This window comes from Negativibacillus massiliensis (assembly GCF_900148495.1).
GTDB classification, from domain to species: domain Bacteria; phylum Bacillota; class Clostridia; order Oscillospirales; family Ruminococcaceae; genus Negativibacillus; species Negativibacillus massiliensis.
On the sequence record NZ_FTRU01000006.1, the window covers coordinates 101,218 to 121,964 of the forward strand.

The following is a 20,747-nucleotide window of genomic DNA, read 5'->3' on the forward strand; positions in this document are numbered from 1 at the left end:
AAAGACTTCTTCATTTTCATTGTAAGGAGGACAGGCAAATGACATTAAAAGTTGCCCTGATTCAAAAAAGTGCAGCACCAAACGACCCTGAAAAAAACATGGAGCTTGGCATATCTTATCTGGAAAAAGCCAAAGAACTGGGGGCTGATCTTGCTCTTTTCCCGGAAATGTGGTCTACCGGCTATGCAGAACCATTTTTTGATGCATTAAATTACCCTGATAATCGACACTATGTCTATGAACGACAGAAGTGGAGTGAGCTTGCTCTGACCCCTTCCGATTCCTTTGTTCAGGCCTTTTGCAATACTGCAAAAAAACTTTCCATCGGTGTGGTGCTTACCGGACTCTTCTCCGGCAAAAAAGCACCCCGCAACACTGCTTTGCTCATTGATCGAACCGGAAACATCCTGCTTCGATATGACAAGGTACACACCTGTGACTTTTCCATGGAAGCTTTGCTGGAAAACGGAGAAGATTTTCCTGTCTGCGAGTTTGACGGGATAAAAATCGGGCTGATGATCTGTTTTGACCGGGAATTTCCGGAAAGTGCCCGCATTTTGATGTTGAATGGAGCCGAAATCATATTGGTTCCCAACGCCTGCGACATGAACCCTGCAAGACTCTCCCAGCTTTCCACCCGCGCGATGGAAAATATGGTTGGTGTTGCGATGGCAAACTATCCGTCCGATCCATCCCTAGATCGACAAGGTTGGGGACAATCCTGTGCTTTCGACCCTGTCTTCTTTGATGAAAACGGAAGATATCAGGACCGAACCCTCCGTATGCTTGGAGAAAAGGAAGAGATCTCTTTGGTCGAATTTGACCTTGATCTCATCCGCAGTTTTCGTCAAAACGAGGTTTGGGGCAACGCTTACCGGAAGGTAAACACCTATTCGGCATTACTCAGTCCAAAAGTGGAGCCTCCGTTTGTCCGTCAGCCAATCACTGTCCCATCTGTACACATCCGTGCCATGCATCCGCAGGATATGGATGACATCATGAAAATCTGGCTAAATGGAAACCTCGATGCACACCATTTTATCGACCCATCCTTTTGGAAAGAACATCTGGATGAAGTGCGCACAGCAATCTCAGATTCTGACATCACTGTCCTGACCGAAGATGAACGGGTCGTTGGGTTTTTAGGCATGAACCAAAATTATGTGGAAGGATTGTTTGTCGATAAAGCACACCAGGGCAAAGGCTATGGTCTTGCTCTCATCCGCTCTGCACAGGAAAATCATCCTTTCCTGCAATTATCGGTCTATCAGAAAAACACCTCCGCCATCACATTTTATCAGCACTGCGGATTTTGTATCCTGTCCGAAAAAACGCAGTCCAATCAAAATTTCAACGAGTTTTTGATGGAATGGAGGAAAACACGAAGGGAGTAACCTTTATGAAAAAAAGTTTGCTTTTGGTATCACTGTCTCTTTCTCTACTGATTGCCCTCTCCGGATGCAACAAAGACGTCAAAGTTTCTGAAATTGATGTGGAAAACAAACCCGTTTCCCGCTCGATTGCTGCCGAACCAACTGCCGAAGAAGATACTCCTATGTCATCTTCTACAGAAGAAAACACCCATCAGCCACAATCCCAGCCTTCTGCAGATGCCCCTGTTGGAATGCGCAAATTTTTAAACTATAACGGTTTCCGCTACGCTTTTGTGGAAGACGGAAAAAGCTTTGATTTTTCCTCCCTTACCCTCGGTGACGAGCTTGGCACACTGGAATATGATATTGTTGCCGGAATGGCAAGCGGACAAAGTGTCAGTGATAAGGAATTTTCTGCTTCCTTTGCTGTAGGTGGCAAACTGTATGCTCACCCTGATTATGACCCGGCATTTCGCCTGATTGTAAAGCTGGACGATCAGTCTTATCTTGCCGAGCTGGTCGGCAAAACTGACAACACAACGATTGAACCTGATTATTTCTTTGAGCATTCCAAACTCAGTACCACTGCAACTGGCTGCGATATCCTCAATCATATCGGAAATACAACTTTTTCCTCTCTGGACAGTGAGGATGCAAAAGCAATGCTGGAAATTATCTCAACAAGTACAGCGGCTGAACTTGCTTCCTCCGATTATGAACAGATCGCATCCGCACAGTCGGAAGGAAAATCTTATCAGCTGCATGTTACCCTGCCAGACAACACCTATTACTCGATGTACCTTTTGCCGGAACTTGGGCTTATCAGCATTGGTGATGACTACTACTGTCTGCCTGACAGTTTTTCTCAAAACTATAGCGAGCTTTTTTCCAGTCTTCCAACTCAAACCCCTCCGTTAAACTAATAAACCAAAAATAAAAAAAGGAGCCAAATGGCTCCTTTTTTTATTTTAGCGATACCATATCTTTTGTCCTTGAGAATCCACAGTGATAACCGAGATATTCTCCCGATCAAGCTGCTCTTTTTCCAGTGAAGCGGCGTATCCATCCTCTTCTTTTAAGAGATCATACACCGTATCCCCGCACAAGAGATAAGCATACTCTGTCTCCTGTGGCAACTGGACCGAAACTGTGGCAAGTGTCTGTCCTTCCTCTATATCCGGAGAAATAACAGATAAATCCTCTTGCTGTTCGGCACTTAATTCATCCAGCTTTGGATTGAGTGAAAAGTTCTTCAGGTTTTCCTCATTAAAGTAGGTAGGGTTGATGGTATATTCTGCTGCTTCCACTACAACACATTCTGGCTGGAAAATATTAAAATAGTAAGCAAAGTTTAAAACATTCTCATAATTGTGGACATGGATATATTCTCCCAATCCGGTCTGCAAAAACTTAAATCCCATTTCATTAAGGTAGCTTCCCTGAAAGACCAGTGTTTTTGGAACTCCAGCTTCCTTATTTTCAGGATTTACATAGTATCCAAAGCCCCGGTGCTGGGAATTTCTTTTTACTTCCGATTCGTACTCCTCTGTCTTTACTTCCAGCGGACAGGTTCTTCCGAAAATCGGCTCATACTCATGGATCGGGAACTGAGAGGATGGCAGCGTTTCGTTGAGCTTTTCCTCTACCACAAAGTCGCTCAATTCATTCGGCGTAATCTGCGGGAAATTTTTGGACAGCTCTTCCAAAACGTTATTGATTCCATAAAATGCACCCAAGTCGTTCCAATGACCGGCATTGTACATCTTATTGAATACCTGTTCTCCCTCTTCCCTTTTATCCTTCATCAGCTGGGTATTGTCGATATAATGTACCCCGCGTTTCTCAAGCTCCTGTTCAAACTGCTGCACCCAGCTGTTGTCATAATTGATTCCTTCATGGAGCTCATCGGTATAAACCGCTGCTTTTTCGGGGTCAAACACAAACAGAAACGGTACATCCCGCTGCTCACAGTAGTTCTGAATCTCCGCAAGCATATCCGCAAACGCAATGTGATAATCAGTAAGCTTAATATTTGCCTTCTGCTTGGAAAAAACATAACCGTCTTTGCCGTATTCATACAGCGGGTGAATCATCTTGTGAAACAGTTTATCATTCAAGACGGTGTAATTTAAAATCATTTCATCACGAAAACCGATTCTATCCTGAACGTAGCTTTCCAGCTGAGAGGTAAGGTCTGCCCCAGGCGTACGATTTTCTCCAAACGGATTGTTGGTGAGCTGTCGGTTGTCGATCTCGGACACCACATTTTCTTCCCAGTTAAAAAAGGCGATCGGCAAAAGAAGCAGGACAAAGAAGAGTGTGATAAATACTATCTGTAATTTTTTCATATCTTTATCCTCCTTAATACTGGAAGTAAATAAAGGGACTGTAGGTAGAGTTAATCATGAACATCACCGCAAGTACACCAAGACCCAGCAGCAGAACCTGCGAGATACAAAATACTGCCTTGTTTTTTGAAATCCTGTTCCAGCAATTCTGCACCGGAGAAAGTCCCGGCAAAATTGCTCCCACCGTACCAACTATCATCAGGAAAACCATGCGCAAGTCAAAATAATACTGCCAGGTAAAGTTGACAGTATCAAAATGGACAACACCAAACAAAATCTGGAAATACTGTCCGATTTCGCTCATGCTGCTTAAACGGAATACCTGCCAGCTGAGCAGCACGATTGACATGGTCACCGCCCATTTGATCACTGCCGGTGTCTTTTGATACCAAGTCTTATTCTTGCTCATTCGTTCCAGCACAGAGAACACACCGTTAATTACACCCCAAAGTATATAATTCCAGCCTGCTCCATGCCAAATACCGGTAACCAGAAAAACGATGAACAGATTGACAAACGTTCTGTTTTTTCCTTTTCGGTTTCCTCCCAGCGGGATATAGATGTATTCGCGAAACCAGGTTCCCAGCGAAATGTGCCACCGACGCCAGAATTCTCCAATAGACTGTGAGAGATAAGGAAAGCAGAAATTTTCCTTTAAGCGGATGCCAAACAGCGCCGAAAGTCCCAGCGCAATATCCGAGTATCCGGAAAAATCATAGTAGATTTGCAGCATGTATAAAAACGCCATCCCCCATGCTGTGATGATATCAATGCCGCCGGACATATTGCCGCTGATCTGGGAAATAAGCAACCCAAACACATCGGCAAGGATGACCTTTTTGGCAAAACCCAGAATCATCCGGTTTAATCCCCACAAAAAATTCTCGGTGTCAAGCTTTCTGTCTGCCCAGCAGATCTGCACCGAAAAATCCTTCCACAGAGCAATCGGTCCGGAAATCACCTTTGGAAAAAAGCTCAGATACAGTGCTGCATCCAGTAAGTTTCCTGCCTTGGCATCCTGGCGGTAGATGTCCACAAAATAGGAGATCGCCGAAAAGGTGATAAAGGATACTCCCAAAGGTGCCGCAATGCTTTTAACCGATAGAGAGAAGGAAAAAATCTGATTTATGGTTGTAACCAAAAATCCGGTATATTTAAAGTAAATCAGGGCTAGTGTTACCACAAGGACGCTGCACAGCACTGCAAGCAGTCTGGCCGGCGTTTTCTGAGGAACTTTTTCGATGAGTTTTCCCAGCAGGAAAACCAGAAAAATCATGCCGACCATCCAGAAAATGCCATCAAACGATGCCCAGCCATAAAAAATCAGCCCAATTCCGACCAAAAACAGATCGGACAGACGAAGTTTCTTAAAAACAGAACCGACCTTTTCCACTGCATGTGCCAGAAAAAATCCAAGCAGACAAATCGGAAAAAATACAAACAAAAAAATAGAGCTGGTAAAAGCCATCTCTTTTTTTCTCCTTTCCATTTACAGATTGAACCTTTTTATCATACTATTTTTACTTTGTCCCGTCAATTTTTTTGACAAATTCTCCTGTTTTCTTACTGCACTTTCTTAAAATCCTGCCAAAATCCTCTCGACATTCCCTGTAAATTCTTCTATAATGGCAGATAGAATTGTATGAGGAGATGAGGATTGATTGAAAAAAGATCTCGCTTTTTACCGAAAACTGTTTACCTCCACCTTCTATCTCAGTGCCTTTACCTTTGGCGGAGGGTATGTCATCATCCCATTGATGCGAAAAAAGTTTGTGGAGCAGTTTCACTGGATTGAAGAGGAGGAAATGCTTGACCTCACTGCGATTGCTCAGTCTGCCCCAGGTGCCATTGCTGTTAACGCTTCCATCCTGATCGGGTATCGGCTCGCCGGCTTTGTAGGAGCAATGGTCACCGTTGCCGGAACTGTTTTGCCTCCGCTGATTATTCTGTCTGTCATCTCCCTTGCCTATACTGCCTTTCAGAACAGCCTGATTGTAGCTTTGGTCCTGCGCGGCATGCAGGCAGGTGTTGCTGCTGTCATCGCGGATGTAGTTATCAGCATGGGATGGGATATTTTAAAGAAGAAAAAGATTCTTCCTATTTTTATTATGTTTGCTTCCTTTCTGGCATCCGTTGTATTTGACGTCAACGTTATCCTGATTATTTTAGTTTGTGCGGTAATCGGACTGCTTGCAACCCTGCACGATGAACGCAACGGAAAGGCAGGTGCCTAAGACATGATTTATCTCAAATTATTCTGGAGCTTTTTCCAGATCGGTCTGTTCAGTGTCGGCGGCGGTTATGCTGCCATGCCGCTCATCCAGCATCAGGTGGTAGAACTAAACAACTGGCTTACCATGCAGGAGTTTGTAGACATCATCACCATCTCCCAGATGACTCCTGGTCCGATTGCGATCAACTCTGCCACCTTCGTTGGCATCCAGATTGCCGGACTGCCTGGTGCAATTGTTGCAACACTGGGATGTGTCTTTCCTTCCTGTGTCATCGTTCTGACCCTCGCCTGGGTATATTTTCGCTATCGCAATCTTTCGGTGGTTCAGGGTGTTCTGGGCGGACTTCGCCCGGCGGTCGTTGCAATGATCGCCTCTGCCGGATTATCCATCCTGATTTTGTGTCTGTGGGACAGCGGCAACATTTCGCTGAGCCTTTCCTCCATCGACTGGATCGGTGCCTTTTTGTTTGTCTGTGCACTGTTTGCCTTGAGAAAATGGAAACTCAACCCCATCTATGTCATGTTGGGTGCTGGTGTACTGGGACTTATTTTATACCTGCTTTCTGGTGTAAGGTATGCCGGATAAAACATCATAACATCATGCAAAAACGCGGTGCCCAAAATTTGGGCACCGCGTTTTTCTATTCGATCACACTTATTTCAATATCTTTTGCACTGCAATAACATTCCAGTGCTCTCTTTGCATCACAGAGCACCTCATCCAGATCTGCCCTGCCGCCAAATCCATAAACACACAGCAAAATCTTTTTGGTGCGTTCGGTAATCATGGCGCGGGTGTTGTCGCTGTTTGGATTTCCAAAATATCCGAGCTCATCCTGCAAAACTGGCAGGAATTCGATGTTGACCGCTTCCTTGCCGATTCCCTGATAGTGAATCCCTTCACCGGTCACTGTCCAGCAGATTTCTCCCTGCAAACAGTCAAGGTCATAAGTTCCCAACGAATATCCGGTCTTGACCGAAATCAGGTTGTTGACTTCCACCACATTGTTGATGTGATACAGTCCCTTTCCCTGCAGGATTCGACGATTCATCGCTTCGGCAGAATTGCGGTAACGTTTCACGTCCTTGCCCAGCGCCTTACAGCAGGCTCTGGTCTGTGCAATGTGTTCCCGCGATTTGATATCTTCAATCTGCATGGAAGAGATAAGCTGCTGGGATACTTCTTCTATTTCATCAAGCAGCTCCTTTGGACTGTCCGTCACCTCTACACTGCACTGGATACATCCCAGAACTGTCTGATTCCATTTTTCTTTGAGCTTGCGGTCAATCTGAATGTTTTGCATAAACAGATGCTTCCTTTCTGTCGGCACCTTTCCTTAAAAAACTGGGATTACAGTAGAACCGAAGGTTTCCTCGATATATGCCTTAACCTCATCGGACTGGAGCGCTTCGACCAGAGCCTTGATATCCTCTCTGTTTTCGTCGCCTTCCCGAACTGCCACGATATTGGCATACTGTTTTGCAGCTTCCGAATCCTTATCCTCTGTTACAAGAACCTGATCTGCAATCTCTGCCGCTACCGCATAGTTTCCGTTGATAACTGCAAAATCGACATCGGCAAGTGCTCTTGGCAGCTGAGCTGCTTCCATCTCAACAATCTCAACATTTTTCGGATTGGAGGTAATGTCCTGCTTGGTCGCTTCCAGACCTGCCTGCTCATCTACCTCGATGATGCCCTGTGCCTGAAGCAGCCAGAGTGCTCTTGCTTCGTTGGTAGTGTCGTTTGGAACTGCAATCTGTGCGCCTTCCGGTAAATCTGCAAGGTCTGCGGTTTTTCCGCCGTAGATTCCCAGCGGCTCAAAGTGGATTGCTGCCGCAGAAACCAGTTTAGTTCCGTTTTTCTCATTAAAGTCGGTGAGATACGGCTGATGCTGGAAAAAGTTTGCGTCCAGCTCCCCATCCTCTAAAGCAGTGTTTGGCATGATATAATCGGTAAATTCCTTGATTTCCAGCTGATAACCTTTCTGTGCAAGCTGTTCGCTCACTGCCTCCAGAATCTGTGCATGTGGAGAAGGTGATGCTCCCACTACAATAGAGCCTTCCTTAACAGGACCCTGTTTTTGAGCACCGCAGCCGGTCAGACCAACTGCCAGAGAGAGTGCAATCGAACAAGCCAGGAAAGATACCACAAATTTTCTTAATTTCATTATAAAAACCTCTTTTCATCATACTCTTTTTTTATTTTCTTGTCTATCTTTTGTTTCTGTTAAATCTTTTTGCAATTAACGGAGGCGTTTGTCAATTCTGCGTGCAGTTTTATTAAATGCAAACTGAATGACTGCAACGATCACGATGATTAAAACCAAAGTGACATTCATCATCGCCACATCATAGCGGTGCATGCCATAGCGGATTGCAATGTCACCTAAACCGCCGGCTCCCACCGCGCCCGCCATTGCCGAGTAACCGATCAGCGTAATGGTTGTAATCGACATTCCCCGAAGCAGGGAAGGAACCGATTCCGGCAGCAATACTTTGGTGATAATCTCCCAGCCGGTTGCGCCCATCGTTTTGGCTGCTTCCACAACTCCATGGTCGACCTCTTCCAGTGAGGTTTCCACCATTCGTGCCACAAACGGTGTTGCCGCGATGACCAGCGGAACAATCGCTGCAGTAGGTCCGATGACCTTTCCCACAATCGCTCTGGTCACCGGAATCAGCTCCACAATCAGGATGATAAATGGGATGGAGCGCCCGATATCAATGATCCAGCCCAAAACGGTGTGCAGTTTTTTGCGGGGAGCAATTCCATGTGCAGAAGTTGAAACAAACAGCACACCCAGCGGCAGCCCCAGCAGATAAGAAAACACAACCGAGGCAATGGTCATATATAACGTTTCCCACATTCCCTGTAAAAGCATCGCAATATTTTCTGTCATGACCTTTCTGCCTCCCTTTAAAAATCATTGTCCAAAAGCTGTTTTGCAGCCTGTGACTGAGGCGCTGCAAATACCTCTTTGGTTAGTCCGCTTTCCGCAATCTCACCGGCGTCGATTACCGCAACCTTGTTGCAGATGCTTCTGACCACGCCGATTTCATGAGTGATAATCACAATGGTCACACCTAATGTGTGGTTAATCTCCCGCAGCAGCTTTAAAATCGAGCGGGTGGTCAGCGGGTCGAGCGCACTGGTCGGTTCATCACACAGCAAAACCTTTGGATTACTTGCCAGCGCCCTTGCAATTGCAACTCGCTGGCGCTGCCCGCCTGAAAGCTGAGAGGGATACTCCTCCGCTTTGTCCGAAAGTCCCACCAGACTAAGCAGCTCATCCACCCGTTTTGCAATCTGGTCTTTTGGCATTTTGATAAGCTCCAGCGGAAACGCAATGTTTTGGCGGATGCTGCGCTGCATCAGAAGGTTATACCCCTGAAAAACAACACCAAGACTCTTTTTTAGGTCAAGAAGTTCTTTGCCTTTCAGCGAAAAGATGTCCCTGCCGTCGATCTCAATGCTGCCGCTGCTTGGTGTTTCCAGCATGGCAATACAGCGAAGCAATGTGCTTTTACCCGCACCGCTCATTCCGATCACTCCACAGACATCTCCAGCTTCAATCGAGAGATTCACATTTTTGAGTGCATCCACGTTGCAGCTTTTATCAAATGTCTTGGATAGATTTTTAATTCTTATCATTCCTGTCACCTCATGCTTTGCTCCGAGTTGAGGTTTTTAATACAAACAAAAAAGCTCTCATCCCCGGAAAATCTTCCGAGGACGAGAGCTTATAACAGCTTCGTGGTACCACCTCAGTTTGCCCATTCCTTACGGAATAAGCCTCATCAGGCACGGCAGAATAAAATCTGATTATGCCTTATCGCTGTAACGGGCGAAACCGTCGCAACCTAAATGGGAAATCCCAACTCAGCGCGCAACTCCGAGACCATCTTCAGTAAACAAATTACCTCATCCCTTCTCAGCTACCGGGATTCTCTGGAAAGGTTTCATTTACCTACTCTTCTCTTCAACGTCTTTTTTTCTGATATTGAACCCTATTATAATCGCTTTAGCACGTTAAGTCAAGGAGAATAATTCAGAATATTTTGAATGATTTTTGTTTATATTTCATAATTTTTTAGAAAATTCCATCAAAATCCATCCAAAATTCTTTGTTTTTCTCATTCTTTCTTATTTAAAAAATCAGAATCTTTTCGCAAAAACTTTCCTGTTTTTTATGAGAAACAGTTGAGGACTACCCTAAGCTGTGGTAAACTAGAGAAGAAGAAACCGGTTTTAACTACCGGCTCAAAACGATTTATGTAAAGGATGTTGCATCATGATTTCTGCATCGAAAAAAGAATTCATCGAATTTATGATGAGCGCAGACGTTCTGCGTTTTGGCGAGTTTAAAACAAAAAGCGGCAGACTCTCCCCATACTTTGTAAACACCGGAAACTACAAAACCGGCGCTCAGATTTCCACTCTGGGTAAATTCTATGCTCAGTGCATCATGGAACACTGCGGCGAAAACTTTGACGCAATGTTTGGTCCTGCATACAAGGGTATTCCGCTTGCAACTTCTGCAGCAGGCGCTCTTGCAAGAGAATACAACGTGGACAAACCATACTTCTTTAACCGTAAAGAAGCAAAAGACCACGGTGAAGGCGGCAACCTGGTTGGCTATCAGCCAAAAGACGGCGACCGCATCATCATCATCGAGGACGTTATCACCGCTGGAACCGCAGTTCGTGAAACCGTTCCGATTCTGCAGAACGCTGCAAAAGTAACTATTCCAGATATGTTCATCTCGGTAAACCGCTGCGAGGTTGGTCAGAACCCAGGCAAGACCGCTGTTATGGAAGTAAAAGAACAGTTTGGCATCAACGTTCATGCAATCATTACCGTAGCAGATATCTATGAATACCTCAAAGAAAAACCAGAATACGCTTCGGTTCTGGCAAACATGGAAAAATACATGGAGCAGTACTGCATCCTGTAATTTCTCTTTATGCACTAAAAACCAGCACAGATTCTCTGTGCTGGTTTTTTTATGTTCTGTGGTATCGAAGAATCACTCTGGTTGTTCCCACTTCCTGGGAAAACACAAATCCCAGCCGTTCATACAGCCTTACTGCACCGGTATTTTGAGTAAACACATAAAGCATCAGCGGTTGAGGAGCTGTCTGCTCGATGATATCACGCACCACCTGTGTGCCGATTCCCTGATTTTGAAACTGTGGGAAGAGGTACAGGTCATCCAGTTCCCACTCCCCGGAATCTTCCTTGTGAAGCGCAAAATAGCCTGCCAGTTCTTTCTCCACCATGATTCTCCGGTAATCCTGCATGGTAATCTGAATCTTCTTTTTACACCACGCAAACACCTTTTCACAGTCGATACTGCTTAAGTCCTCGTACCGCTCAATCAGTTCTTTTTGAAGTTGAAAGATTTTTTCCACATCCTCCGGTTTAATCGGTTGGAAGCTGATCTGCATTTGTGAAACTCCTCCCTTTACCTTTTTTCTCAAAAGAATCATATCACAAAAATCCCAGCCTTGCACCACCTGTTTTTCCGATGTATAATAAAACATAATCAATCAGCAGAAAGGTGGTTTTTTGATGAGCCGTTCCCTTTTGAAAAAATACCTTACTCCCCAACATGTTCTGATTGCTGCGCTGATTCTGCTCGTTTTTTCACTGATAGGTCTGCTTTTGCTTGACCCTGTTTTTGTTGCAAAACCGCAGAAGATTTCCTATTCCGCTTCTTCAGAAAGCGGACCATCCGAGCTCGAAGCTTCGTTCTATCCGGGAGAAGGTGACACTGCCTTTTTGCTCTGCTGTCCAAAAGATGGGTTTGCTCACAAAGCCATCCTGCGTGAGCTGCTGGACTCCGGTTATCCGGTGCTGGTCGCCAAAAATCCCGAATTCCCCTATTTTCTGCCCGAAACGCAAGTCTCCTTTTTTGAAACTGCAGTACAGGAATTGACTGCGCAGAGCGGCATAGCAGAAGACCAGCAGGTCTGGATTGGCTTTCATGAAGGTGCGGACACGCTGCTAGATGAGATCGTCTATGGCAGCAAAACCGCAAAAGCTGCTGCGCTGATCGCTCCAACCCTCAACACCCAGCACGTTGACGATGCCATCATCGTTGACGGCAACTATCAAAATCAGAGTGACTGGATCAATTCCCTTTCCCCTGATATGGTGCGTCAACCCATGCTTTTGTACACTTCCAACGGGGACAACATTGCCTCCCCCTACCAGATGACCCTCTTGTACAACAAGTTTTCCACCGACACCATCATCCATGTCGGTGGGGTATATCACGCCAGCCGAAATGATGTCTCTCTTTCCATCACCGATGCAAGCTTTCATCCGCTGGTACCGACCCATTATCAGACCATCTATGAGCTGACAAGCTTTATCAATCAAACAACCGGTCAAACCATTTTGCGGCACAGCTTTCTTCCTCGTCTGCGCAATATTCTATTGTTTGCAGCGGGAATCTTCCTGTTTGTCTGCCTTGGCTGCGGTGTACTGATTGCGCCAAAATACGCGCCGTCCATCTCCTACGGCATCCCTTCCCCGTTCACCCCAGAGAAAAAGGGAAAACTGTTTGGGATTTTGGTGCTTAGCTGGGTATGCGCATTAATTGCCTGCCCGATTCTTTGGATTTTCTGCAAGAACGGCGATTCTCCACTGTTTTTGACCCTTGCCTTCACACTGCTGTGTCTGCTGGGCTGTATTATTCTGTTTTCTAAGCTGTTTGGTATTTCGGTCCTTCACCGTTTTAAGCCACTCAAAACCTCCTGGAAGCGGACGTTGTTCTGCTCTGGACTGGAAATCGGTTTGATATTGCTGATGTTGTTTTACCTGTGGCTTTTTTATCCTTGGACGTTCTCGGGCTATGCCTCTAACGCCACTGCTTTACTGATCTGTGCAGCCTCTGTGCTGCTGATCTACCTGTTCTTAAGACTGGAGGAGCCACTGAAACCGAAGGATAATCTCCCGCTTCGTGTTGCCTTGTACGCTGTTTTTCTGTTACCGATGATTTTCCTGCTTCTGGTATTCTCCATCTTGCTTGGAAATACTGCTGCCTTTTGCTGTCTGGTCTACGGCGTGATGCTGGTACTGCATTTCCTTTTGATGAAAATTTTGATCGCGCTCAATGACCGCGACATTGTGCTTGGATGTTATATTCCATTTTGGGCTTCCGCCATCTTTTTCTGCTTTGTTTAATCTTAAACCGTCCCCAAAGGAGTGTCTTTTCTTGATCTGCAAAACCGTCAATCTCGAACGAAACTTTCCGCTTGCTTCCGAGGCTTCTGTCCGCTTAAGTCAGGAAATTCGCCTTGCCAAATGCTCCCGCTGCCGCGCCTTAAAGGTAATCCACGGCTATGGTTCTTCCGGCAAAGGCGGCGCCATCAAGGCTGCCTGCTTAAAGCTGTGTGCTGAGCGCAAGCGCTCCGGCATGATCCGCCATTTTGTCAAAGGGGAAGATTTTACCCCCTTTACCGAAGACGGACGAAAAGCCATCGAGATTTGTCCGCAGCTTAAAACGGACATCGATTACGGTCGGCAGAACGATGGAGTAACCATCATTTTGTTTTAATTTTGTCTTACGCTAAAACACAATCTATTCTTTGAGGTGTATTTTATGAAAAAAACATCAACTCCATTCTTGTCCATCCTTCTGTGGGGAATTACCGCCCTGATCTGGGGAATCAATGCTCTGTTTGACATTTTTTCCCGTTCAATCGGTCTTGTTACATGGGTTAGTGTTGGATTTGCCGTTCTCTGCGGCTACCTGTTTGTGACAAACCTGATTCAGTATCATGAGGATAAAAATCAGTAGTTCTCCTGCCTAAAGGAGGAGTCAGAATGAAAAAATATGTAAGCCTCATTTCTGTTATTTTATGCGGTACTGCTGCTGTTGTCTGGATCATCAATGCTGTTCTGCATTTTACGATTCCGTACTCTAACCCGCTCCTGCAGTTTTTAAATACACTCTGTGCCCTACTTTGGTGCATAGCCTTTGTGGTTAATTTGATCCGCTACAAAAACAGACAGAAATAATCATCTTGTTCTTATTACAAAGGAGGAGTGAGAATGAGCTCATTTGTTTTATCCCATAAGAAAGGCTTTTTCCTCTTTGTGTGTGCATGGTTTGTTTTTATTGGTTGCTGCGCCTTTCCCGTTATCAACCTGACCAAAGCTTTTCCGCTCCAGATTACACTGCTTAACCTGTTTACCGTCTGTATCTCCTGCGTTTATCTTGGTAAAATTATGGAGATTATTTTCTCTAAGAAAATAACGAAATCGATTTTGATTGCTCTATCGATGACCATGATTGGTTTTCTCTGCCGTTATCTTCTGGAATATGGGGAAGTTTCCAACACCTATAACTTTACCCTTCCCAATATCGCACTGCATCTTTTGATAACAGGAATACTGATTTTATTGTCTCATTTCTTCGGTTCAAAAATTGCGTAAAAAAAGCTGTCGTACTAATTCGACAGCTTTTTTCTGTTTCATTATTCCTGCTTTGGCGATGGCTTTTTGATCCAGTAAAGATTTAACAGGAACACAGCACTGATAATCAGAACAAAACCGACCAAATCTGCTGCTGTAAACTTTGTACCAAGCAAAACTGCGGTCAAAATAACCGATGAAACCGGGTCAAAGTTTGCGATAATTCCCGCTTTTACCGGCGGCAGCAGGGATGCTCCAAAATGGTAAAGGGTGGAACCGGCTGCTGTTCCAATCAGAATCAATCCGCAGAATCCCAGCAGAACCTGTCCGGACAATTCCAGATGATAGGTCCATGGACGTACAAAAATCGAAAGAAAGATTCCGCTGATCAGCATTCCCCTGCCCACGATATATTTTGACCCGTATGTCCGCACGATCTGCCCAGGAACGAGGGTATAGGTGGAATAAGCCAGCGCACAGACAATCCCGAAAAACAATGCATGTCCGGAGATTGCAAGCTGATTGAATCGTCCGCCCGTACTGATCACAAAGGTACCTGCAACCGCCGCAAGGATTGCCAGAAGTTCTTCTCTCTTTGGGAAGATCCTTTGCTGAATACAGGTTACAATCAAAATAATGATGGTGGAAAGATACTGCAAAACGGTAGCTGTTCCGGAATCGGCATAATAGATCGCCATAAAAAAGCTAAACTGTGTCAGGCAGATTCCAAACAGAGAAAAGAAAAGAAGAGTTTTGCAGTCCTGTTTGGATTTCCAGATAGATGGACGCGGCTGTGTATCCTTTCCTTTCTGCCGAAACAGTTTATCCAGTACAATCAGGATCAGTCCTGCGCTGACCTGCCGGATACAGAGCACAACGGGGGTCGGGAGGGAAAGATCGTGCAGCAGATACTGCCCGGAACATCCGGAAAGTCCCCAACACAGAGTTGCAAGGATAATGCAGACCGTTCCCACAACATTGTTTCTTTTTTCAAGTGCATTCATGATAAGAGTTCCTCTCTGAAGATAGATGTCATATTTTTAAATTATAATATAAAACTCTACAAAATTCCAGAAGATTTTGCACACAAAAACGGCGGCGCTGTTTTCCGTTCCTGGCGCCGCCGTTCTCATTTTTAATTGTCTATCTCGGTTCTTCTGTCATCAGGGATGGTTTGCACAAAATCTCATGGATTTTGGTTTCCATCAGGTTTGCGGTATAACCGGGAGTGAGCACACAGGCTGTATCCGCCCCTCTGCCGCTTCCACCGATTGCCACAATTGGTTTTCCATAGGAGATGCTGCCGCAGTCCAGAGCCATCAGAGCAACCTCAACACACACTTTGGTTCCCTGTCCGAACATGCGCAGGGTATAGGCAATCAGTTCCACCGGATGTACGCTGCCAAACATCTTGGTCAGTCCTCGTTCACCGCCACTGAGCGCATGGGCTGCTGTTACGACACGAATACCATTTTGCTCAAGTGTGGTGCGGCGCTCCTGAGAAAAGCGGTTTTCTCCCGGTGTTTTGGAGCCATAGGCACAGCTGACACAGACAATCTTTCCGGCAAATCCTGCTTCCTTTGCTTTCTGCATCAGACTCAGTGCTGTGTCACCTTCGCTGGAAGCAACTACAATGTCAAGGTTTCTCTCCTTTGCCGTTTTCAGGGCAATGTTCAAGGTCTCTTCGGTGTTGACAGGGCCTGTCTTTTCAAAAATGGTCATAAAGCTTCCTCCTGTTCTCTGTTACAGTGCAGATTATTTTTCATCCGGATGTTCAAAATCCAGAAAATATTTTTGAAACAATCGGTCGGCTTCTTTTCGAAGTTCCTGCTCAAAGGCAAGATAGCGTTGGAGATATTCTCTCCCCTCTTCGGTCAGGACCGAGCCGCCACCACCTGAACCTCCCACCGTTTTGTGGATGATCTCAAAGCCGATATTTTTCTGTGCTTCCTTGAGAATCCGCCATGCTTTGCTGTACGCAATGTGCATCTCCTCGGTTGCCTTGTGCAGGGAGTGATGCTGGTCAATCAGCTGCATCAGCTGTGCCACTCCGGGACCAAAAAATTTCTCTCCACGGCAGATCCTTACCTGCAATTTATATTCCAGTGGCTGTTTGGATTCCATCCTTCCCACCCCCTCAAATTTCTTCCATTATATCACAAAATCTGTTTCTTTTCATCCTCTTTTGCTTCAAAGAGCATATCTGGATACCATTCTCCGATAGAAAAAATCCATCGATTATGATACAATGAAAAAAGAATTGATGAAAGAAAGGTAGTGGGAAACAAAATGTCACCGTTAAAACAACTGTTATCTCTTCCTGAACGCGGGATCATTTCGGTAATCGGCGGCGGCGGAAAAACCTCTGTCATCGCACATCTTGCCGATGAATTTTGCAGGGAAGGTAAAACGGTTCTCTGTACAACCACTACCCATATTGCTGCTCTGCATCCAGTTCCGCCCTGGGTCGTGCTGGAAGAGGAAGCTCAAACTCTCGATTTTGTGCAGATTCAGAAACTGCTTGCCCGCTACCGTGTCGTTACCTGTGCCAAAAAATCCCAAAACCCTCAGAAATTTTCGGCACCTTCCGATCAATTTTTCGCTCAGGCAGAAACACTTGCCGACATTGTACTCATCGAAGCGGACGGAGCAAGACATCTTCCCTTTAAAGCTCCTGCTGAACATGAACCGGTCATTCTCGCTCATACCAAGCATATCGTCGGCGTAGCCGGTATGGACGCTGCCGGTGTTCCCATTTTACAGCGCTGTCATCGTCCTGAACAGGTCTGTGCTATTTTAGGCTGCTCTCCCCAGGACATTTTGACACCTCAGATGATGGCAGAGGTAATTGTAAGCCCTCTGGGATATCAAAAATGTGTGGATCATTCCAAAGCCTTTTCGCTTGTGCTGAATAAATGCGATACTTTGGAAAGAATCTCTATGGCACAGCAAATTCTTTCTTCCCTGCGCTTATCCCATGCGTCTTTCCCTGTTGCGTTTACCTCACTGCATCAGGATAAGATCATCGATCCCACCAAACTCTGAAAGGAACCTTTTCCATGCTCATATTGATTAAAGGTGCCGGTGATATTGCCACCGGTATCGCTGTTCGTTTAAAAAATGCCGGCATGCAGGTTGTCATGACCGAAATTGCCATTCCCACCACAGTGCGCCGCTCGGTTGCTTTTTCCCGCGCTGTTTATGAGGGAAGTGCTGTTGTCGAAAACATCACTGCCAGACTGATTTTGGACTTTGCACAAATTCCTTCTGTTTTGCAGCGAGACGAAATTCCTGTATTGATAGATTCCCGCTGTGAGGTCCTTAAATCCATTCATTTCGATGCAGTAGTCGATTCCATCCTAGCAAAGAAAAACCTCTCCACCGACCCCACACAAGCTCCTGTGGTCATTGGAGTCGGTCCTGGATTCTCAGTCCCACAGGATTGCCACTGTGTCATTGAGACACAGCGCGGACATGACCTAGGACGTTGTATCTATCAGGGGTGTGCTTCCAAAAATACTGGTATCCCTGGAGAGATCGGCGGGTATACTGTCGAGCGTCTGCTGCGTGCTCCCTGTGATGGAATCTTCCATCCAATTCTTGCAATCGGCGACATTGTCAAAGCAGGACAAACTGTTGCACTGGTCGATGACCAGCCGGTAACTGCTCAGATTGACGGCATTGTCCGTGGACTGCTTCAGGATAATGTTCCGGTTAAAGCAGGAATGAAATCCGGCGACATCGACCCGCGTGGCTGCTATGAACATTGCTTTACTGTATCTGACAAGGCAAGAGCGGTCGGAGGCGGCGTGCTGGAAGCGATTCTGCACCTTGGACTGCAAAACCGATAAGAAAGGACTGTTGTTATGAGTCAATCATTTTTTCGCTCCATGATGGAAGTTTCCCGCCAGTGCCGCGGCGGTCTGTTCGCCCTGATCACCAACTCTCCTGACCCACAAAAGATTGGAGAAAAGGCCTTTTTTGCATCGGTTCATCCAATTCCACAGTCACCTTCCCTTGCCGCTTTCTGGGATGATTTTTTCCAGCAGCTGACCCCAGACCAGCAGCTTCCTGCCACCATTTCCTTTCAGGGGCACAGTATCTTTGTCGAGCATCTTGCCCCAAAGCCACAACTTATTTTGCTGGGCGGAGGTCATGTCTCCTACTTTGTTTATCAGCTGGCTGTCATGCTGGGATTTTCGGTCACCGTTGTGGATGAACGCGAAGAGTTTTGCAACCCATCCCGCTTTCCTAAAGCTGCCACTCTCTGCCTGCCCTTTGACAAGGCTTTGCCGCAGCTTCCCTGCGACAACAGCACCTATTATGTCATCGTCACCCGCGGTCACCAGCACGATTACACCTGCCTGTCCTATCTTCTTGCACAGCAGCCCTGTGCCTATCTCGGTATGATCGGCAGCCGCCGCAAGGTAGCATTGGTTCATCAGTCTCTGTTGGAAGACGGATTTACTCAGCAGCAGATTGACCGTGTATTCAGTCCGATCGGGCTCCCTATCCACGCGCAGACACCGGAAGAAATTTCGGTAAGCATCATGGCGCAGATCATCGAAGTCAAAAACACCCGTCTCCCAGATTCCTCTTTGGAAGACCCTGTCTTTGATGCAATCGACAAAGCAGAAGGTCCGGTTGCCTTCTGCATGATTGTTCGTAAATCCGGTTCTATCCCGCGCGGTGCCGGCTCCAAGATGGCGGTGGATCAAAATGGCATGATCTGTGGCACCATCGGCGGTGGAAAAATCGAATACGATGTTATCCAGACAGCGCGAAACCTATGCCTGAATCGAGACCATACCCCGGTTTTCCAGACCTTCCTGATGGACAATCAGAGTGCCAAAGAAGACGGCATGATCTGCGGCGGCAGTGCAGATGTTTTCATCTGTCTTGTCGACTAATGTTCCACAAAAAAATCCGGTCAAATGACCGGATTTTTCTTTTTATGAATTTCTCAGTTTTTTGCCGATGGCTTTTCCCAGAGGACTTAATCCAACCACAAGACCAATGGCTGCCGGGATAATCCATCCGATTCCAAGGGAAGCAAGCGGAAGTTTCATGACCTGTTCCGTCAGTCCGCCCAACGACCATCCAAGTGTTTTGAATCCATCAAAGATAGAAAACGCCAGCGTAAATACCATGCTGCATACATAAACTTCTGTTTTTCCTTTCCAGAATCGATCAAAGAAGGAAAGGATTACCAGCACGATCAACAGTGGATAGAGGATTACCAGAATTGGCAGAACTGTATCCAGAAGCATCTGAAGGCCCACGTTGGAGATTAGCCAAGTAAACAGGGTTACAACGGTTACGATGCTCTTATAAGAAAAACGCGGGAACATTTTAGAAAAATATTCTCCAAAAGAAGTGGTCAGACCAATCGAAGTGGTCATACATGCCAGAACCACCGCAGAACCAAGAATCAGATTACCCCATTTTCCAAACAGCTGATAAACTGCAAAGTTTAACAGAACGCCACCGTTTGCGAATGGTTCCATACCAGAAGTCTGTGCACCGATAAAACACAGAGCACTGTAAACCAGACAGAGCAGAACAATCGCAATCACACCAACAATAGCGGTGTTGCGGATGATTTCCTTTCGATTGGAAATCCCGCGCTGACGGAAACTGTCGATGATAATAATAGCAAATACCGGGGCAGCAAATCCATCCAGTGCCAGATATCCCTGAAGCAATCCTTCTACAAATGGTCCATTTGCATAATTGACCGAAGTCTGCTGAATCTCTCCCAGTGGATTTATAACGGCTGCCACAAAGATAATCAGGATGGAAAGCAGCAGGAGAGGTGTCATAACCTTGCCTACAATATCAATAATCTTGGTAGGTTTGAGCGAAAAGAAATAAGTAAGGGCAAAAAAGATTCCTGTATAAAGGAACATCGGTAAAAAGGTACTGGTTCCTTCCGGCAGAAACGGAGTTACACCGATCTCAAACGAAACAGAACCGGTTCTTGGGAGCGCAAACAGAGGCCCCAGCAAAAGATAAATCGCTGCGGTCAAGAAGATTCCGATCTTTTTTCCGGCTTTGCCAATCAGGTCGTTCATGCTGTTTCCGGCAATAACTACTGCCAAAATTCCCAAAACGGCAAGACCTGCATCGGTGATAATAAAGCCCAACAGCGCAACAGCTGCCTGTGTTCCTGCCTGCTGACCCAAATTTGGTGGGAAGATCATATTGCCCGCTCCAAAAAAGATGGAAAACAACATACAGGAAACGTAGATCATCTGCATGGTTCCCAGTTTTTGCTTCATTTTTGCGTCACTTCCATTTCTTCAAAAAAATTATGGTATTTGCGATTATCTTATTATGCCTTATACATATTGTCAATATTTTTTATT

Annotated in this window: 24 protein-coding genes, 1 pseudogene and 1 other annotated feature; of the genes and pseudogenes, 14 read left to right on the plus strand and 11 right to left on the minus strand. The window is 45.8% G+C overall.

Going from position 1 to position 20,747, the window contains the following annotated elements; translation table 11 throughout:
- Positions 1-38: 38 nt before the first annotated feature.
- The 3 genes and pseudogenes from BQ5375_RS01925 to BQ5375_RS01930 all read left to right on the plus strand — a co-directional run.
- Positions 39-935: pseudogene (locus BQ5375_RS01925) on the plus strand (carbon-nitrogen hydrolase family protein); the annotation flags it as partial.
- A gap of 63 nt (positions 936-998) precedes the next feature.
- Complete coding sequence (locus BQ5375_RS14450; protein WP_235849970.1) at positions 999-1,394, plus strand: GNAT family N-acetyltransferase; 396 nt, start codon at positions 999-1,001, stop codon at positions 1,392-1,394.
- Positions 1,395-1,399: 5 nt separating this feature from the next.
- Positions 1,400-2,296: a hypothetical protein gene (locus tag BQ5375_RS01930; protein ID WP_022133042.1), complete on the plus strand. Its 897-nt coding sequence runs from the start codon at positions 1,400-1,402 to the stop codon at positions 2,294-2,296.
- A gap of 45 nt (positions 2,297-2,341) precedes the next feature.
- Here the strand turns inward: BQ5375_RS01930 and BQ5375_RS01935 are convergent, their stop codons facing one another.
- A complete protein-coding gene (locus BQ5375_RS01935; protein WP_022133041.1) occupies positions 2,342-3,721 on the minus strand; it encodes an alginate O-acetyltransferase AlgX-related protein in 1,380 nt (459 codons plus the stop codon).
- A gap of 13 nt (positions 3,722-3,734) precedes the next feature.
- A complete protein-coding gene (locus tag BQ5375_RS01940) occupies positions 3,735-5,189 on the minus strand; it encodes an MBOAT family O-acyltransferase (protein ID WP_022133040.1) in 1,455 nt (484 codons plus the stop codon).
- Positions 5,190-5,382: 193 nt separating this feature from the next.
- Here BQ5375_RS01940 and BQ5375_RS01945 point away from each other — a divergent pair, with 193 nt between their 5' ends.
- The gene (locus tag BQ5375_RS01945; RefSeq protein WP_022133039.1) at positions 5,383-5,955 is read left to right on the plus strand and encodes a chromate transporter; all 573 of its coding nucleotides are present in this window, start codon (positions 5,383-5,385) and stop codon (positions 5,953-5,955) included.
- A 3-nt stretch (positions 5,956-5,958) separates the two neighbouring features.
- Positions 5,959-6,540, plus strand: a complete 582-nt coding sequence (locus tag BQ5375_RS01950; RefSeq protein WP_022133038.1) for a chromate transporter — start codon at positions 5,959-5,961, stop codon at positions 6,538-6,540.
- Positions 6,541-6,595: 55 nt separating this feature from the next.
- Here BQ5375_RS01950 and BQ5375_RS01955 read toward each other — a convergent pair whose 3' ends face one another.
- The 4 genes from BQ5375_RS01955 to BQ5375_RS01970 form a co-directional block, all read right to left on the minus strand.
- The gene (locus BQ5375_RS01955; RefSeq protein ID WP_022133037.1) at positions 6,596-7,258 is read right to left on the minus strand and encodes a B3/B4 domain-containing protein; all 663 of its coding nucleotides are present in this window, start codon (positions 7,256-7,258) and stop codon (positions 6,596-6,598) included.
- A gap of 33 nt (positions 7,259-7,291) precedes the next feature.
- Positions 7,292-8,122 (minus strand): MetQ/NlpA family ABC transporter substrate-binding protein, encoded by an 831-nt coding sequence (locus BQ5375_RS01960; RefSeq protein WP_022133036.1) that lies wholly within the window; start codon positions 8,120-8,122, stop codon positions 7,292-7,294.
- Between the two features lie 75 nt (positions 8,123-8,197).
- Positions 8,198-8,854 (minus strand): methionine ABC transporter permease, encoded by a 657-nt coding sequence (locus BQ5375_RS01965; protein WP_022133035.1) that lies wholly within the window; start codon positions 8,852-8,854, stop codon positions 8,198-8,200.
- 17 nt (positions 8,855-8,871) lie between these two features.
- On the minus strand, positions 8,872-9,606 hold the full coding sequence (locus BQ5375_RS01970; protein ID WP_022133034.1) for a methionine ABC transporter ATP-binding protein: 735 nt from the start codon (positions 9,604-9,606) through the stop codon (positions 8,872-8,874).
- A 74-nt stretch (positions 9,607-9,680) separates the two neighbouring features.
- Positions 9,681-9,947: a binding site (T-box leader), on the minus strand.
- A 299-nt stretch (positions 9,948-10,246) separates the two neighbouring features.
- Here BQ5375_RS01970 and pyrE point away from each other — a divergent pair.
- Positions 10,247-10,909 (plus strand): orotate phosphoribosyltransferase, encoded by a 663-nt coding sequence (gene pyrE / locus BQ5375_RS01975; RefSeq protein ID WP_022133033.1) that lies wholly within the window; start codon positions 10,247-10,249, stop codon positions 10,907-10,909.
- A 49-nt stretch (positions 10,910-10,958) separates the two neighbouring features.
- On the opposite strand, the gene BQ5375_RS01980 is transcribed toward pyrE, so the two are convergent.
- A complete protein-coding gene (locus BQ5375_RS01980) occupies positions 10,959-11,402 on the minus strand; it encodes a GNAT family N-acetyltransferase (RefSeq protein WP_022133032.1) in 444 nt (147 codons plus the stop codon).
- A 124-nt stretch (positions 11,403-11,526) separates the two neighbouring features.
- Here BQ5375_RS01980 and BQ5375_RS01985 point away from each other — a divergent pair, with 124 nt between their 5' ends.
- From BQ5375_RS01985 to BQ5375_RS02005, 5 genes are read left to right on the plus strand one after another with little or no spacing between them, the layout of a single operon-like run.
- A complete protein-coding gene (locus BQ5375_RS01985; protein WP_022133031.1) occupies positions 11,527-13,146 on the plus strand; it encodes a hypothetical protein in 1,620 nt (539 codons plus the stop codon).
- 31 nt (positions 13,147-13,177) lie between these two features.
- A complete protein-coding gene (locus BQ5375_RS01990) occupies positions 13,178-13,519 on the plus strand; it encodes a hypothetical protein (protein ID WP_022133030.1) in 342 nt (113 codons plus the stop codon).
- Positions 13,520-13,564: 45 nt separating this feature from the next.
- A complete protein-coding gene (locus BQ5375_RS01995) occupies positions 13,565-13,762 on the plus strand; it encodes a hypothetical protein (RefSeq protein WP_022133029.1) in 198 nt (65 codons plus the stop codon).
- A 26-nt stretch (positions 13,763-13,788) separates the two neighbouring features.
- The gene (locus tag BQ5375_RS02000) at positions 13,789-13,983 is read left to right on the plus strand and encodes a hypothetical protein (RefSeq protein ID WP_022133028.1); all 195 of its coding nucleotides are present in this window, start codon (positions 13,789-13,791) and stop codon (positions 13,981-13,983) included.
- A 33-nt stretch (positions 13,984-14,016) separates the two neighbouring features.
- Entirely contained in the window at positions 14,017-14,400 is a 384-nt protein-coding gene (locus BQ5375_RS02005) for a hypothetical protein (protein WP_022133027.1), read from the plus strand.
- 41 nt (positions 14,401-14,441) lie between these two features.
- Here the strand turns inward: BQ5375_RS02005 and BQ5375_RS02010 are convergent, their stop codons facing one another.
- The 3 genes from BQ5375_RS02010 to BQ5375_RS02020 form a co-directional block, all read right to left on the minus strand.
- Positions 14,442-15,383, minus strand: a complete 942-nt coding sequence (locus tag BQ5375_RS02010; RefSeq protein ID WP_022133026.1) for a DMT family transporter — start codon at positions 15,381-15,383, stop codon at positions 14,442-14,444.
- Positions 15,384-15,522: 139 nt separating this feature from the next.
- Positions 15,523-16,101 (minus strand): pyruvate kinase alpha/beta domain-containing protein, encoded by a 579-nt coding sequence (locus BQ5375_RS02015; protein WP_022133025.1) that lies wholly within the window; start codon positions 16,099-16,101, stop codon positions 15,523-15,525.
- A gap of 33 nt (positions 16,102-16,134) precedes the next feature.
- Positions 16,135-16,503, minus strand: a complete 369-nt coding sequence (locus BQ5375_RS02020) for a winged helix-turn-helix domain-containing protein (RefSeq protein ID WP_022133024.1) — start codon at positions 16,501-16,503, stop codon at positions 16,135-16,137.
- Between the two features lie 165 nt (positions 16,504-16,668).
- Here BQ5375_RS02020 and yqeC point away from each other — a divergent pair, with 165 nt between their 5' ends.
- The 3 genes from yqeC to BQ5375_RS02035 are packed head-to-tail and all read left to right on the plus strand — an operon-like array spanning position 16,669 to position 19,289.
- Positions 16,669-17,424 (plus strand): selenium cofactor biosynthesis protein YqeC, encoded by a 756-nt coding sequence (gene yqeC / locus BQ5375_RS02025; RefSeq protein ID WP_022133023.1) that lies wholly within the window; start codon positions 16,669-16,671, stop codon positions 17,422-17,424.
- 14 nt (positions 17,425-17,438) lie between these two features.
- Positions 17,439-18,230, plus strand: coding sequence for a selenium-dependent molybdenum cofactor biosynthesis protein YqeB (yqeB, locus tag BQ5375_RS02030; protein ID WP_022133022.1), 792 nt, complete (start codon positions 17,439-17,441; stop codon positions 18,228-18,230).
- Positions 18,231-18,245: 15 nt separating this feature from the next.
- Positions 18,246-19,289 carry an XdhC family protein gene (locus tag BQ5375_RS02035; RefSeq protein ID WP_076917337.1) on the plus strand — a complete coding sequence of 348 codons (1,044 nt, stop codon included), beginning with the start codon at positions 18,246-18,248 and terminating at the stop codon, positions 19,287-19,289.
- 42 nt (positions 19,290-19,331) lie between these two features.
- Here the strand turns inward: BQ5375_RS02035 and brnQ are convergent, their stop codons facing one another.
- Positions 19,332-20,660: a branched-chain amino acid transport system II carrier protein gene (gene brnQ, locus BQ5375_RS02040; RefSeq protein WP_022133019.1), complete on the minus strand. Its 1,329-nt coding sequence runs from the start codon at positions 20,658-20,660 to the stop codon at positions 19,332-19,334.
- Positions 20,661-20,747: the final 87 nt, after the last annotated feature.

Coding starts and splice junctions, on each gene's coding strand:
- BQ5375_RS14450 (WP_235849970.1), top strand. CDS start 999: ATGAAAATCTGGCTAAATGGAAACCTCGATGCACACCATTTTATCGAC.
- BQ5375_RS01930 (WP_022133042.1), top strand. CDS start 1,400: ATGAAAAAAAGTTTGCTTTTGGTATCACTGTCTCTTTCTCTACTGATT.
- BQ5375_RS01935 (WP_022133041.1), bottom strand. CDS start 3,721: ATGAAAAAATTACAGATAGTATTTATCACACTCTTCTTTGTCCTGCTT.
- BQ5375_RS01940 (WP_022133040.1), bottom strand. CDS start 5,189: ATGGCTTTTACCAGCTCTATTTTTTTGTTTGTATTTTTTCCGATTTGT.
- BQ5375_RS01950 (WP_022133038.1), top strand. CDS start 5,959: ATGATTTATCTCAAATTATTCTGGAGCTTTTTCCAGATCGGTCTGTTC.
- BQ5375_RS01955 (WP_022133037.1), bottom strand. CDS start 7,258: ATGCAAAACATTCAGATTGACCGCAAGCTCAAAGAAAAATGGAATCAG.
- BQ5375_RS01960 (WP_022133036.1), bottom strand. CDS start 8,122: ATGAAATTAAGAAAATTTGTGGTATCTTTCCTGGCTTGTTCGATTGCA.
- BQ5375_RS01965 (WP_022133035.1), bottom strand. CDS start 8,854: ATGACAGAAAATATTGCGATGCTTTTACAGGGAATGTGGGAAACGTTA.
- BQ5375_RS01970 (WP_022133034.1), bottom strand. CDS start 9,606: ATGATAAGAATTAAAAATCTATCCAAGACATTTGATAAAAGCTGCAAC.
- pyrE (WP_022133033.1), top strand. CDS start 10,247: ATGATTTCTGCATCGAAAAAAGAATTCATCGAATTTATGATGAGCGCA.
- BQ5375_RS01980 (WP_022133032.1), bottom strand. CDS start 11,402: ATGCAGATCAGCTTCCAACCGATTAAACCGGAGGATGTGGAAAAAATC.
- BQ5375_RS01985 (WP_022133031.1), top strand. CDS start 11,527: ATGAGCCGTTCCCTTTTGAAAAAATACCTTACTCCCCAACATGTTCTG.
- BQ5375_RS01995 (WP_022133029.1), top strand. CDS start 13,565: ATGAAAAAAACATCAACTCCATTCTTGTCCATCCTTCTGTGGGGAATT.
- BQ5375_RS02000 (WP_022133028.1), top strand. CDS start 13,789: ATGAAAAAATATGTAAGCCTCATTTCTGTTATTTTATGCGGTACTGCT.
- BQ5375_RS02005 (WP_022133027.1), top strand. CDS start 14,017: ATGAGCTCATTTGTTTTATCCCATAAGAAAGGCTTTTTCCTCTTTGTG.
- BQ5375_RS02010 (WP_022133026.1), bottom strand. CDS start 15,383: ATGAATGCACTTGAAAAAAGAAACAATGTTGTGGGAACGGTCTGCATT.
- BQ5375_RS02015 (WP_022133025.1), bottom strand. CDS start 16,101: ATGACCATTTTTGAAAAGACAGGCCCTGTCAACACCGAAGAGACCTTG.
- BQ5375_RS02020 (WP_022133024.1), bottom strand. CDS start 16,503: ATGGAATCCAAACAGCCACTGGAATATAAATTGCAGGTAAGGATCTGC.
- yqeC (WP_022133023.1), top strand. CDS start 16,669: ATGTCACCGTTAAAACAACTGTTATCTCTTCCTGAACGCGGGATCATT.
- yqeB (WP_022133022.1), top strand. CDS start 17,439: ATGCTCATATTGATTAAAGGTGCCGGTGATATTGCCACCGGTATCGCT.
- BQ5375_RS02035 (WP_076917337.1), top strand. CDS start 18,246: ATGAGTCAATCATTTTTTCGCTCCATGATGGAAGTTTCCCGCCAGTGC.
- brnQ (WP_022133019.1), bottom strand. CDS start 20,660: ATGAAGCAAAAACTGGGAACCATGCAGATGATCTACGTTTCCTGTATG.